The sequence below is a fragment of the Mesorhizobium sp. WSM4847 genome, from assembly GCF_055811335.1.
This window is the reverse complement of the sequence record NZ_JBVVPY010000007.1, coordinates 19168-32830: the sequence shown is the minus strand read 5'-3', so window position 1 is coordinate 32830 and position 13663 is coordinate 19168. Positions and strand designations below refer to the sequence as shown.

The following is a 13663-nucleotide window of genomic DNA, read 5'->3' as shown; positions in this document are numbered from 1 at the left end:
CCGCGAGGCGGCTAAAGCGCGTCGCATTTGGCCGGCCCCACGCGACGCGCTTTAGATTGTTGTTTTATGCATGTCGTTATCGCAAAACCGCTGCACGACCTCGGGTCAGGCCCGAGGGCATGCTTTTGCGCGACATGCATTAGAGCCCGAACGGATAGGTGTCGGGAACGCCGGTTCCGACATGCTCCGGCCCAAGCGGCGTCACCGCGACGGTTTCGTCAAACCAGACGAACGCGTCAAACTGCTGGGCAAGAGAGGCATCCGCGTAATGGCTGCGCAGTTCGGTTTCCGGCCGATAGATCACGCCGATGAAGCGCTCCAGCCGACGCTCCAGAAGCCGCTCGCGCAACGTATCGTCGCGCTTGATATCGAGCAGGAAACGCGAGACGCCGCTATCATGGCAAAGCCGCTCGTAGCTGTCGTTGTGAGAAGGCCGCACCCGCTTGATCTCCATCTCGCTGTCCCAGTCGGAGGCCGCGGCGACTGTCCCGGAATGCGTGCTGAGCCCGATCAAGGCTGCCTCGTCGCCGAAGCGCTGACGGCAGAGCTGGCCGATGTTCACTTCGTCCCTGACAATCCCCATTTCGGTGTAGCGGGCATCGCCGATATGGGAGTTATGCGCCCACACGACCGCCTTGGCGTTCGGCCCGCGAGCTTCCAGCAGATGCTCGAGCGTCTCGAACATATGGGTGTCGCGTAAATTCCAGGACTGCGCGCCGCCATAATACATGATCCGGTAATAGCGTTCCGCGGAAGCGATCAGCCGGGCATTCTGGGTGGCATCCATGAAATCGACGCCGTCCTGCTGGCCATAGTCGAGCTGCCTGGCAAGGAGCTCGCGGCTTTGTTCAAGTACGGCCTGCTCGCATTTCTTGTAACCCGAAGTGAGCGCGACACGGCCGTAGGTGGATGGTTCATGCTGCCAAGGCGTCAGGCAGCCATAGCGTTCACGCGCGATCTTTGCTGCCTGCGGATCGACCCGATCGAGATATTGTAGAACCGCGGCGATCGATCCGCTCATATTGTAGATGTCGAGGCCATAGAACCCGGCTAGCCGGGACGATAGCCTGATGCGCTCGTTGTGATGTCGCATCCAGTCGACGAACGCCGCAACGTCGGTGTTGCGCCACATCCAGGTGGGAAAGCGCTGGAACGGCGGATCGGCGTTGGCGCGTGGCGGCCGATGGCGGACGTAGCGGTCGATCGCCGCTGCATCAGGCCAGTCGGCCTCGACAGCGACAATGGTGAAGCCGTGCTTCTCGATGAGCCTGCGGGTGATCGCGGCGCGAGCCCGGTAGAACTCCGACGTGCCGTGGCTCGCTTCACCGAGCAGGACGACGCGCCGGTCGCCAAACCGATCGAACAATTCGCCGAACGCCGGATCGTCGAAATCCGGCAGCGGTTCGGCCGCCGCCGCGATCATCTCCGGCAGGCTGCGCGTGCGTGCGCGTCCGGACGGGCGATCATTCGCGATACGGTTGCCGTTCTCGGGCCAGCCCTGCTCGCCAATGAGCGGGACAAACCGCACGCCGCCGAAATCCTCCTCGCTGTAAGTTGCAGCGCCGGTTCGGGTGACCTTGAGAAGGCGCTGATCATGCGGATCGTCGCCGACCGGGATGACGAGCCTGCCACCGACGTCGAGCTGTTCCTGAAGCGCGAGCGGCGCACCGGGTCCGCCGGCGGCGACCAGAATGGCGTCGAAGGGCGCTGCGTCGGGCCAGCCTTTGGTGCCATCGCCGGTGCGGACTTCGATATTGTCGTAGCCAAGCTCTTGGAACCGCTGTCTCGCCGTTTCGGCCAACCCGGCGTGGCGCTCGATCGTGTAGACGCGTTCGACGATCCGGCTCATCACGGCAGCCGCATAGCCCGAACCGGTGCCAACCTCGAGGACATGGTCGCCCGTTCCGATTTCCGCCATCTCGATCATCAAGGCGACGATGTAGGGCTGCGATATCGTCTGACCCTCGGCGATCGGCAACGGCCCGTCCTCGTAGGCGAATTCTTCAAAGCCGGGAGCGACGAAAGCCTCGCGCGGAACCTCGCGCATCGCTTCCAGCACTTCGCGGTCATGGATGCCACGGCGGCTGAGATGGACTTCGACCATTCGGTTGCGTGCGTGGGAAAGATCGAGCATCTTTTTGCTCCTCTTGCGAGCAGACAGCCCCCGATTGTCCCCTAATCGTGCCCGAGCGGCTCATCGGGTATGCGCTCGGCCTCGGCAACTCATGGCCGGCGGCTAGTCTCCTTAACCATTGGCGAGCTTTCAGGTTCCTGCAAAAGAGCGATTGGCGGGCACAAATGGCGGCTCCAGCCGAACTTATTTCCGTGAAAATCCTTTCTCCAGAGCGATGTCACTCCAGATATCGACGGGCGAACGCATTCTGGAGAATTTTCGATGAACGACGAGGCTCAGAAAGCTGCGACCACAACCGGCCGTTATCAGGTCGATCTCATGGACCGCTATTGGCGGGCCGCGAACTACATTTCGGTTGGCCAGATCTATCTGATGGACAATCCGCTGCTGCGCGAGCCGCTGAAAGCCGAACACGTCAAGCCGCGGCTGCTTGGCCATTGGGGCACGACGCCTGGCCTCAACTTCATCTACGTCCACCTGAACCGCGTCATCCGTCAACGCGGTCTCGACGTTCTGTTTATCTGCGGCCCAGGTCATGGCGGCCCGGCGATGGTCGCAAACACCTGGCTCGAGGGCAGCTACAGCGAAATCTATCCCGAAATCGGCCAGGGCGAAGACGGCCTGAGGAAACTTTTTCGGCAATTCTCCTTCCCCGGAGGAGTGCCGAGCCACGCTGCTCCGGAAACGCCCGGCTCGATCCATGAAGGCGGAGAACTGGGATATGCGCTGGTCCATGCTTTCGGCGCGGCCTTCGACAATCCCGATCTGGTGGTCGCCTGCGTCGTCGGCGACGGCGAAGCGGAAACCGGTCCGCTCGCGGCGGCATGGCACTCCAACAAGTTCCTCAACCCGGCATCCGACGGCGCTGTCCTGCCGATCCTGCATCTCAACGGCTACAAGATCGCCAACCCGACGATCCTTGCCCGCATGGATGACGTGGAATTGCGCGCCCTGTTCGCCGGCTATGGCTACGAACCTTTTTTCGTCGAAGGTCACGAGCCGGCTCGCATGCATCGGTTGATGGCCACCAAGCTGGACACCGTGCTCGACAGAATCCGCTCGATCCAGGAGCGCGCCCGTACGCCGTTCTGGCAAGGAGAGCGTCCGCTGTGGCCGATGATCGTGCTGCGCAGCCCGAAGGGGTGGACCGGCCCGAAGGAGGTCGATGGCGAGAAGGTCGAGGATTTCTGGCGCTCGCATCAAGTGCCGGTGTCGAACGCCCGCAGCAATGCGGGACACCGCAAGATCCTCGAAGACTGGATGCGGAGCTACGAACCGGCAAAGCTGTTCGACGACAGCGGGCATCTTCTTCCAGAGCTGGCGGCGCTTGCGCCAACCGGATCCAAGCGCATGGGCGCAACCCCCTATGCCAACGGCGGACTGCTGAAGCGCGACCTCGTGCTTCCCGATTGGAAAAACCTGGCGCTCGATGTGCCGCGTCCGGGTGGCGCCAAGGCCGAGGCGACGCGGGTTCTCGGGGGCTATCTTCGCGACGTCATGAGCCTGAATGCGCAGGCCGGGAATTTCCGGCTGATGGGGCCGGACGAGACATCCTCCAACCGGCTTGACGAGGTATTCGAGGTTACCGACCGGGTCTGGATGCAGCGGATAGAGCCCTATGACGTAAAACTCTCCCGGGACGGCCGCGTCATGGAAGTGCTCAGCGAGCATCTCTGCCAGGGCGATGCGCCGAGGCTCAGCGCGAAAGCGGCCGACGGAACAGCGCAATGTGATCGGCGGCTTGCCGGAGACGCACGCGATACGGGCATCGGCGATTTGCTCCGCTGGATCGAGAGCGAACTTGGCGGCAGGAAACTGGTCTGCGCCGGTCACCGCATCGTGCATGGCGGGCGCGAGTTCGTCGAACCCGTCCGCCTGACGCCGGTCGTGATCGAGGCCCTGGACAGGCTGACGCCGCTTGCGCCGCTGCACCAGCCCCGCAGTCTCGCGCCGATCCGCACACTTGCGGCGCTGCGGCCGGATCTGCCGCAGGTCGGCTGCTTCGACACCGCCTTCCATCAGGCGATCGATCCGATCGTCAGCCGCTTCGCGCTGCCGCGCAAATACGATGCGGACGGAATCCGCCGCTACGGGTTTCATGGTCTTTCCTACGAGTACATCGCCGGGCGGCTCAAGGCGATATCGCCGGCGCTTGCAGCGAAGCGGACGATCGTCGCCCATCTCGGCAACGGGGCGAGCCTGTGCGCCATGCGCGACGGGAGAAGCTTCGACACGACGATGGGCTTTTCCGCGCTCGACGGGCTGGTCATGGGCACGCGTTGCGGCGCCATCGATCCGGGCGTGCTTTTGTACCTCGTCCTGGAACGAGGCATCGCCGGAGAGGCTCTGCAGCATATGCTCTATGAGCAATCCGGGCTGCTTGGAATATCCGGCATCTCGGGCGACATGCGCACGCTGGAAGCGAGCGACGACCCCCACGCCCGCGAAGCGGTAGAGCTTTTTGCCTTCAGGGCGGCACGGGAAGCTGCCGCGCTCGCCAACACGCTGGGCGGCCTCGAATGCCTGGTGTTCACCGCCGGCATCGGCGAGCGCTCGGCGCCGGTCCGCAAGGCAATATGCGAAAGGCTTGATTGGCTTGGCGTGGCGATCGACGAGCCATCCAATGCCGCCCATGCCGGGATCATAAGCCGACCTGACAGCAAGGTCGAAATACGCGTCGTCGCGACCGACGAGGAGAGCATCATTGCCCGCCACGCGCGGGTGCGAGGGGATGCTTGATAACGCAGTCAGCGGCGCGTTTTCGGGGCAAGGAACCCTGCGCGTCCGCGACCGTTTCCCCTATCTGATGACCATGGGGGATATGATTACCAAAGGGAGAAATCCAATGGCGGAGACCACCAATATGGCAGGCACCTCAAAGGCGGCAAACGACGCGCAGGAAGCGATGAAGAAACAGATCGCCGAGCTTCGTCGCGAAATCGCCAAAATAAATCGGACCCTTTCCGACCGTGCCGAGGAGGCACAGGGCTGGTACGAGAGCGCCGCCGAACGGGCCTCGCGCGCAGCCCGGCAATTGCGTAGCCAGGCACACACCGTGACCGAAACCGTCCAGCAGAACCCAGGCACGATCTCTACGGCGATGATGCTTGGCGGCGTGCTCGGCGTTCTCTTGGGAATTGTGATTGCAAAGAGCTCCGAGCCTGAACGGCGGTGGTTCTAGAGCATTTTGCAGCCAACAATCTTGGTTTGGCGTCCGACAAAATGCGTAAAACAAGGAGTTAGAGCGCGGTTTTGGTCCACCAAAACGCAAAGTGCTCTAGCGGCAGATCACCACCCGCGCGGTGCCGAGGCTGCCTTCGGCGTCGCGCGCGCCTGTTCCCTCAGGCAGGCCGTAAAGCACCTACGATACATCGCCGCAGCCTGTTGCCTCCTCGTAAGCACGTCGAAGGAGCTTTAGCCCTCTGTGGATCTGGCCCTCGGTCAGACTTGCGTATCCCATCACCAGGCCGAGGCAGCTGCGATCCAATGTCTGGTCGAAATCCAATGTCTGGTCGAAGTAATGCGGCGATATCGAATAGATGCCAACTCCGAGCGCGGCGGCTTTATCGATGAGCGATGCCGCCATGGAGGGCGGCGTGTCGTGAAACCAGACGACGACGTGCAGACCGGCCTCTGCGCCTTCGACCCGAACGAAATCGCGGAATTCCGCCTGCAGAGCGTCGAGGAGCGCTGCACGTCGGCGGGCATTTTGACGCCGGGTTTTGCGCACGTGGCTTTCGTAGGCGCCGGTTTCCATCAGGGTCGCAAGCGCCTCCTGTTCGAGGCTGGGGGCATGCCTGTCCGTCAGCCGCTTGGCATGGGCAAAAACCTCCTGCAACTCACGCGGAACGACTACGTAGCCGATCCGCAGCAACGGCGACAGTGTCTTCGAGACCGTACCGATATAGATGACGTTCGACGCGCCTCCCAGCGCGCGAAGCGGCGGTATCGGGTTCATGTCGAAACGATATTCGCTGTCGTAGTCGTCCTCGACGATGTAGGCCCTCTTCTCTTTCGCCCATCCTAGCAGTTGCTGGCGTCGCCCCATCGACATTACGCTTCCCAGGGGAAACTGATGTGAAGGCGTGACATAAGCCAGCCGCGCGTCAACATCCGCCAACAGGTCCGCCCTGATGCCTTCGGCGTCGACCTCCACCGGGGCGGCGATGGCTCCTGTCATCTCGAAGACGCTCCGTGCCATCGGGTAGCAGGGCTCTTCGATGGCGAAGCCGTCGCCCTCATCGAGAAGCAGGCGGGCGCAGAGATCCAGTCCCTGCTGAGAGCCGTTGACGACGACGATCTCGCTCACCTCGCACCGGATGCTGCGCGCTCGCCATAGATAGCCCTGCAGGGCGGCACGCAGGCGGATCAAGCCACAGGGGTCGCCATAGGACAGCTTGAGCGGCCGTCCCAGCGCAGCATCGTTCATGGCCTTTCGCCAGGCAAGGGTCGGGAAGTCAGAGGCCGACATGTCGCCGTAGCGGAAGTCGGCGACGAGCTTCTCCGACGCAACCCGCATCGGGATGGCTCGGGATCGAAGCCTTTCTGCGAAAGCGGAGAGGCTGTGTGGCTCTGCGGCTGTATCAACGAGGTCTCCCGGCTCGCTGTGCGCGACCTTGATGGCCACCCGTGGCCGCGCGCCATGTCGAATGACCACGAACCCCTCGGCGGCGAGCTGTTCGTAAGCGGACGTCACAGTCGTTCGCGAGACGCCAAGCTCGACCGCCAGTGCACGAGCCGACGGAAGCACGTCTCCGCGGCCGTAGACCTCCGCCACGATCTGTTCCCGCAGGTTCTCATAGATCCCGCGCGCGCCCAATCCCGACGACGAACTTCCCGACGACGAATTCTGCTTGCTGGACTGGACCATTCGCGATTACCCAAATGAAGACGTTTCGTTGATCCAGACATTACCGGGAAAATCAGCCAGGCAAAGGCATGAGGCCAACTTGACCAGCGCTTTTTATTCAAAACTGGTTCTAGGTCAGGGCCAGTTGTGCTTGTATTGATGACGCCAGATTGCACCTCCTGGGAAGTAAAATGCTGGCCGAGTTCCACCAATTCATCATCGTCTTTACCGCCTACGTCATCGCTGCCGGCAGTCCCGGGCCGAGCAATATGCGCATCATGGCCGTCGCCATGAACGACGGCCGCGGGGCCGCACTGGCAATCGCGTCCGGCGTCGTCAGTGGCTCGATCTTTTGGGGCCTGATGGCAGCGACAGGTGTCTCGGCGATCCTCAGCCGATACGCGCAGGCACTCGTGGTCCTGCAGCTGGTTGGAGGCCTGTATCTTCTCTATCTCGCCTTCAAAGCGGGCAAGGCTGCGCTTTCTTCACACAAGGATCAGCTTCGCCCGACCGACGAACGGAAGGCGACGGCGGCCACTCTCTACCAGCGCGGACTGCTGATGCATCTCACCAATCCGAAATCGATCCTGGCATGGATCGTGCTGATGACGCTGGGACTCGGGCCCGGGTCGTCGTCGCATACGGTTCTGGTGATCCTCGCGGGCTGCGCGGTGCTGAGCGTCACCATCTTCTGCGGCTACGCGATCGTCTTTTCGACCGCTCCCATGGTCGCCCTGTATCGGCGGGCGCGGCGCTGGATCGAAGGCACGCTGGCGGTATTCTTCGGATTTGCCGGGCTAAAGCTTCTCCTGACCCGCATCTGAAAAGGTTCCTTCATGTCACTCTTCCAAGGCCTTTCAGCATTCCCGATCACCCCGGCGGACGCTTCCGGCAGGCTCGACCCCGTCGCCCTCGCGCGCCTTCTGAGGAACATCGAGGAGGCGAGAGCGGACTCCATCGGACTGCTCGGCAGTACCGGCGCCTATGCTTTCCTCACGCGACAAGAGCGTCGACGGGCGATCGAAACGGCAATGGACACGGTCGGCGGCAAAATCCCGGTTATTGTCGGCGTCGGAGCGATCCGGACCAGCGATGCCGTGGACCTTGCCCGTGACGCGAAGGCTGCGGGCGCCGACGGCCTGCTCCTGGCTCCGGTTTCCTATACGCCGCTCGTCGACGACGAGGTCTTCGAACACTTCGCCACAGTCGCCGATGCGGGGCAACTCCCGCTTTGCATCTACAACAATCCCGGCACGACCAGGTTCACCTTCAGCCTGGACCTCATTTCCCGCTTGTCGAAGGTGGCGAACATCGAAGCCGTGAAGATGCCTTTGCCGTCCGGTGGTGACTTCACGTCCGAACTTGCCTCCCTCCGGTCTGCGACCGGGTCGGCATTCAGGATCGGCTACAGCGGCGACTGGGGCGGCGCGCCTGCGCTGCTCGCCGGGAGCGACGCCTGGTATTCCGTCGTCGCAGGACTTCTGCCGTCACAGGCCCTGGCCCTGACGCGAGCGGCGCAAGCCGGGGACGCTGCGACCGTCGAGCGACTCGACGCCGCATTCGGACCGCTTTGGGCGCTGTTCAAGGAATTCGGCAGTTTTAGGGTGATGTATGTCGTCGCCAGGCTTCTGAACCTGTGCGACGTCGATCCGCCACGCCCTGTCCTCCCGCTGAAGGACCAGGCACGGCAGCGCGTCGCCGCCGCTCTCGACCATCTCGATGCGGTTTTCTCCGCTGGTTGTATGCAAGCTCGATAGACAGTCTTAATCAGGACATTTCCATGCTGGAATCCAACGCCTTCACCGTCTACCTGTTCACGGCATTCCTGCTGGCGATTACTCCGGGTCCGGGGATTTTTTATGTCGCCGCCCGAACCCTTTCCGGCGGTCGCTCGGAAGGAATCGCTTCGAGCCTTGGCAATGGTCTCGGCGGGCTGTTTCATGTCGTGGCCGGCAGCCTTGGCGTCTCGGCGATCGTGCTGGCAAGCGCCGAATTGTTCACGGCGCTCAAGGTGGTCGGCGCGCTCTATCTGGTCTGGATGGGATACCGAACCATTCGCCATGCCAGGCTCGACTACAAGTCGCTGGGTCATTCGGAGCTGCCCGTCGGCACGATGCGGGCCCTTCAGGGATGGCGTTCTTGTCGAAGTGATGAACCCGAAGACGGCCGCATTCTTCCTCGCCTTCATTCCCCAGTTTGTCGATACATCGTCGGATCACGTCGTTCTGCAGTTCCTGATCCTCGGCGCCATCTCGGTTGCCCTCAACACGCTCGCCGATATTGTCGTGGCGTTTGCAGCCGGAAGACTTCGCGATGGCGCGGCGTCGCGTGGGAATCTCGTTCGCCGTCTTCGTGAAGGCTCGGGCGGTGCCATGATCATGCTTGGATGCGGGCTGCTGCTGGCAAGGCGCCCAGTTGCTTGAGCTTGTGAGAAGGAGCAAAAATGCATGACGGCCGCTGGCCGTGTACCTGCGATGACGGCCGAATTCACTTACCTCATCGACATCAGGTTCGTGACCAGACCTGCCTTGACCTCAAGCGCAGGCGCGGGTGCCTCGGCATGACCGATGTCCCGCAACCGCTCGGGGGTCAAACCAGCAATTGCCCGACGTCTTGAGACGGTCTGTTGCCAGGTCTTGAGCGCCGCGATTGCGGTTGCTGTGGTTTTCAGCACAAGTCCAAGCAGACGGTGACGATCGACGCGGGTTTGCGTGTGAGCCATTTCGGCCTCCATCATCATTGTCGCGCAGGGTTGAACTGCGGGGCGCCTGTTCCACTGCGCCTTACGGCTTGCGGCCCGATCACGGCGCCGTTCGCGCCGGGTGCCTCGAACCAGACCGTCTCGATGTGCCGGAATCCGGCTTCCTCGAGCCACGCCGAATATTCGGCCTGCGTGTTGTTTCGTCCTTCCGTCTCGATCAGCATGTTGAGGCTCATCAGCGCCGCCGGCGCCGGTCCGGTCTTTTCGTCATTGACGAGAAGCTCGCTGATGACGACTGCGCCGCCGCTCGGCAAAGCCCCGAACGACCGGCGCAGCAGGGCGCGGTTCTTCGCCTCGTCCCAATCGTGCAGGATCATCGACAGGAGATGCAAATCGTGATCCCCGGGAAGCTGCTCGAAGAAGTTGCCGCCTGCGGTCTCGATCCGGTCGGTCAAACCGGCCTCGGCAATCTTTCCCGCGGCGATCGCGGCGACATGCGGCAAGTCGAACACGGTCGCACGCAGCGCCCCATACTGTTTGCAAAGCTCGATGTTGTACGCCCCCGATCCGCCGCCGATGTCCAGGAGGCGGCGGAAATGTCCGAAATCCATCGCTTCGCCGAGCTTGCGCGCGGTCATCGTGGAGACCGAATGCATCGCCTCCCAGAACAGCGCCAGCATCATCGGATCTTCGCCGTCGAACGCCGAGGATCGCACAGCTGGGTCCCACGTGGTCGGCCGGTTCGTGCGCAGCGCCTCGGTAAGCCTGCCCCAGCCGGGATAGAGCCGCTTGTCGAGCATCTGCACGAAGCCGCCGAAGTAATACGGTTTTCCGCGCACGAGATAGGTTTCGCTTAACGGCGTGTTGCGATAGCGGCCGCCGGTTTTCTCCAGGAGCCCGAGTGCAGCGCAGCCGGTCAACAGCATCTCGGCCGGGCGTTGATGCAGGCTGAGCGCTTCCGCCAGCTCCGCAACCATCTTGCCGGCGCCGCCCGCAAGGCGGCTGAAGAGGTCCAACTCATGCGCAGCGGCCAGAGTCTTGAAGGCCCAGAAACCGGTCGAAAGCGCCATCAGCGGGACGGCGGAAGTAAGTTCCGGCGTGGCGGCAATCGGTTGGACGGTTGCATCTTTGGCCTGAGGCGCTGTCCGCGAAAGTTGACTGGCCATGATCACCTCCTCTTTCATAGCAAGTCACGACTGCAACCGGCTGGCGCAACCGGCTGGCTTGTGACAATCCACGCGGCGAGCGTGTGGCTGCGGTCTGCTGAAGTGCGAATCTGGCGGTGCGGCGTTACGCTACGATTTCAGAGGGAGAAAATTCGGTTACATCTGAACTTGTATTATTTGGCCGGAGCCGGCTGACTTTCTCGATCGTGCCGGCATCACCGAGCGATACGGCGCAGGGTCAAAGCAGCGACAGTGCTGGCCGCTGCCAGAAGCGGCAGCCAGGCTTGCGGATCGCCCATGGCATGCAGCGTCAGGCCGCTGAGCAGCAGCCACAGCAGCGGGATCGCCAACAGCAGCGGCACAAGCCCGCCGCTCGCGGCAAGCAGGACGCCGAGCGCTGCGATCGCCGTCGGGTCCGGCGCGATGCCGAAGACCTCGGCGCTCGCCCATGGCCGCTCGAAGAGCGGCGGCAGCAGGGGATAAACGACGAGGCCAGCGACCGCGATCAGCAGCCCGAGCCGCTCTGCGAGGTCCCGCCGGTCAAAGGCGAGGCCGCCGCGCGCACCGCCGATCACCAGCAGCAGCGCCTGCAGGCCGAAGGCCGGCGCGACATAGGCGATCGCCCAGTTGATCGCGGCATAGCGGCTCCACAGCAAGGACCAGCCGACGAAGGCAAAGAGCGCCGCGAGGACGAGCGCTATCCACAGACCATGGCGACGCGGCCGCCTAAGCACGAGCAGGACAATGGCGAGGGCGGCGGCGAGCGTCAGGAGATGCAGCGGCCAGAACGCGGCATTGGCCAATTCGAACATGCGCCAATAGACGCGCGGCGAGAAGAGCAGGAAATCCTCCAGCCGGTAGGTCCACCATTCCGACATCCAAGCAGGTTCCACAAAAGCCTCCCACGGTTTTGCGACATGAACCTGCGACAAACAACAGAATCCAGGCAGGCATTCGTGGGGCAGCCGACGAATGCCTGCTTAGAGGTCCCGGACATAGGCCGCCATCCGCTCGCGCATGGCCGTGTCGGGGAGGGGACCGGTCGCTGCCAACAGGTTCTCGCGCACGTGGTCGACGCGGGTGGTGGCGGGGATGGCGACGGTGACGGCGGGATGCGAAACGATGAATTTCAGTATGAACTGCGCCCAGGTCTCGGCACCGATCCCGGCCGCCCAGTCCGGCAGCGACTCGCCCTGGAGCTGACGCGTCAGCGCGCCTTGCCGAAACGGCCGGTTGACGATGACAGCCATGCCGCGCTCGGCCGCCAGCGGCAGCAGCCGTTGCTCCGCTTCACGGTCGACGACGTTATAGGTGAACTGTACGAAGTCGAGTGGATGCGCGAGCATGATCTGTTCGAACAAATCGTGCCGCCGTCCTTCGGACGTCGTGATGCCGACATAGCGGATCCGCCCGTCCGCCTTTATGGCGAACAGGGTTTCGAGATGCGTCTCCCAGGCGACGAGGTTGTGGACCTGCACGAGGTCGAAGCGCGGCACCCCCCAGAAGCGACGCGACTGCTCGATCTGCGCGGGTCCGTCGGCGGAGGAGGTCCAGACCTTCTCGGCGGAAAACAGCGCTTCAGGCCGGCCGAGCTTTTCGAGGCCATAGCCGATCACGGGCTGCGAGGAGCCGTACATTGGCGAGGAATCGATCATGCGGCCGCCCGCCGCGAAGAAGGCCGCCATCACCTCGGCGCACTCGTCGCGCAGCACCGGATCGTCGCCGACATTGAAGGTGATCCAGGTGCCCAGGCCGACAGCGGGAAGCATCTCTCCCGAGGAGGGCACGGTCCGCATCACCGGCGCGGGCGGCGCGCCGGGCGCGGCTGCCGGCAACACCAGAGCCGCGCCGGAAGCGGCGGCAGCCTTAACGAATGTCCTGCGGGTGATGATCATCGTCTGCCATCCCTGTCCTTTCGACCTCTTGTACTCCCGATCCCAAGAATGGTTCCGGCCGACCGGCTTTTCGCAAGGCCGATCGGCGGGGAGCCGGCGGTTGTCTCTGGCAAAGGTTCGGATATGGAACGTCTGCCTGAAACACGAACGAATGCTGCAGGGCCTGGGTTGCGCCAGCCAGCCCGATTAGCTGGAACCCGATTAGCTGGCCGGGTTACCTGGGGCTGGCTCTTGTCCTGACTTGATGGCGCTGGCGGGCATATGCCACGCAGCCGTCTACCGTGCTGACGCAGAGCGCATCGCGGTGGTTCGGCGTGTTGTTGTCGCCGGCGTAGGCAACCTCGGCAACACGGCCGTCGACCATTCGGATTTGCGTGTTGCAATAGCCGCCGGGATCGACATTGAGCGATCCTCCAACCGTCGGGATCGCGCCCACGGCCAAGGTTGGAATCACCACGTTGAGATTGCCGCGTTGAACGGTACGCTGATAGGTCCAGATCTGGCTTCCCCCCGCATCAGCGGTGGCAGTCGGAAAGCCGGCGCACATTCGAACGTCCGCCTCGCTGAGACCGACCATCTCTTTGCGGGCTGCCGCCGTTGTGGCGTCTTCCTTCGGGAGGTTCGACGTGTCGTCAGGGGCGACGCAGGAGGACACGATCGAACTGCCGGCAAAGAGAACAAGAGGGACAAGCTTGCGGATGCGGGAAAATATCATGTGACCGCGAAGTTAGGCGAGCAGACAACCGAGTCAACCTGCACAACTTCACGATGTCGTTGGTCGTGCCGCCGGCTGGACTTGACGCGCGACGGCCCGGATAGCTTCTCACGCTTGCCCGATGATGTCAGGCGTTACGCGATGTAAAATACGTACTTTCCTGACGATGTGGATAAACAAATGCTTTTCAGTCACACAAAATG

11 protein-coding genes and 1 pseudogene are annotated in these 13663 nt (G+C 62.9%); 5 read left to right on the top strand and 7 right to left on the bottom strand.

All coding sequences use genetic code 11. The annotated features are described in order from the left end of the window. Nucleotides 1–139 precede the first annotated feature (139 nt). Nucleotides 140–2134, bottom strand: coding sequence for a protein-L-isoaspartate(D-aspartate) O-methyltransferase (locus AC0L28_RS11975; protein ID WP_473477544.1), 1995 nt, complete (start codon nucleotides 2132–2134; stop codon nucleotides 140–142). A gap of 261 nt (nucleotides 2135–2395) precedes the next feature. On the opposite strand from AC0L28_RS11975, the gene AC0L28_RS11970 reads away from it, so the two are divergent. Continuing rightward, nucleotides 2396–4873: an acetate/propionate family kinase gene (locus AC0L28_RS11970; RefSeq protein ID WP_473477542.1), complete on the top strand. Its 2478-nt coding sequence runs from the start codon at nucleotides 2396–2398 to the stop codon at nucleotides 4871–4873. Then, the gene (locus tag AC0L28_RS11965) at nucleotides 4839–5315 is read left to right on the top strand and encodes a hypothetical protein (RefSeq protein WP_287238682.1); all 477 of its coding nucleotides are present in this window, start codon (nucleotides 4839–4841) and stop codon (nucleotides 5313–5315) included. The genes AC0L28_RS11970 and AC0L28_RS11965 overlap by 35 nt, the downstream gene beginning before the upstream one ends. 180 nt (nucleotides 5316–5495) lie before the next feature. Here the strand turns inward: AC0L28_RS11965 and pdxR are convergent, their stop codons facing one another. Continuing rightward, entirely contained in the window at nucleotides 5496–6953 is a 1458-nt protein-coding gene (pdxR, locus tag AC0L28_RS11960) for a MocR-like pyridoxine biosynthesis transcription factor PdxR (protein ID WP_473477540.1), read from the bottom strand. Nucleotides 6954–7174: 221 nt separating this feature from the next. On the opposite strand from pdxR, the gene AC0L28_RS11955 reads away from it, so the two are divergent. From AC0L28_RS11955 to AC0L28_RS11945, 3 genes and pseudogenes are all read left to right on the top strand, one after another. Continuing rightward, on the top strand, nucleotides 7175–7807 hold the full coding sequence (locus AC0L28_RS11955) for a LysE family translocator (RefSeq protein WP_473477538.1): 633 nt from the start codon (nucleotides 7175–7177) through the stop codon (nucleotides 7805–7807). Nucleotides 7808–7819: 12 nt separating this feature from the next. Continuing rightward, a complete protein-coding gene (locus AC0L28_RS11950) occupies nucleotides 7820–8740 on the top strand; it encodes a dihydrodipicolinate synthase family protein (RefSeq protein WP_473477537.1) in 921 nt (306 codons plus the stop codon). A gap of 23 nt (nucleotides 8741–8763) precedes the next feature. Further along, nucleotides 8764–9406 (top strand): annotated as a pseudogene (locus AC0L28_RS11945) (LysE family translocator). 68 nt (nucleotides 9407–9474) lie between these two features. Here AC0L28_RS11945 and AC0L28_RS11940 read toward each other — a convergent pair. The 5 genes from AC0L28_RS11940 to AC0L28_RS11920 all read right to left on the bottom strand — a co-directional run bounded on the left by AC0L28_RS11940 (nucleotide 9475) and on the right by AC0L28_RS11920 (nucleotide 13460). Then, complete coding sequence (locus AC0L28_RS11940) at nucleotides 9475–9705, bottom strand: hypothetical protein (RefSeq protein WP_473477535.1); 231 nt, start codon at nucleotides 9703–9705, stop codon at nucleotides 9475–9477. Between the two features lie 14 nt (nucleotides 9706–9719). Next, nucleotides 9720–10850: a methyltransferase gene (locus AC0L28_RS11935; protein ID WP_473477533.1), complete on the bottom strand. Its 1131-nt coding sequence runs from the start codon at nucleotides 10848–10850 to the stop codon at nucleotides 9720–9722. A gap of 215 nt (nucleotides 10851–11065) precedes the next feature. After that, nucleotides 11066–11743, bottom strand: a complete 678-nt coding sequence (locus AC0L28_RS11930; RefSeq protein WP_473477531.1) for a DUF6064 family protein — start codon at nucleotides 11741–11743, stop codon at nucleotides 11066–11068. An 87-nt stretch (nucleotides 11744–11830) separates the two neighbouring features. Further along, nucleotides 11831–12745 (bottom strand): aldo/keto reductase, encoded by a 915-nt coding sequence (locus tag AC0L28_RS11925; protein WP_473477530.1) that lies wholly within the window; start codon nucleotides 12743–12745, stop codon nucleotides 11831–11833. A 214-nt stretch (nucleotides 12746–12959) separates the two neighbouring features. Beyond that, on the bottom strand, nucleotides 12960–13460 hold the full coding sequence (locus AC0L28_RS11920) for a hypothetical protein (protein ID WP_287171143.1): 501 nt from the start codon (nucleotides 13458–13460) through the stop codon (nucleotides 12960–12962). Nucleotides 13461–13663: the final 203 nt, after the last annotated feature.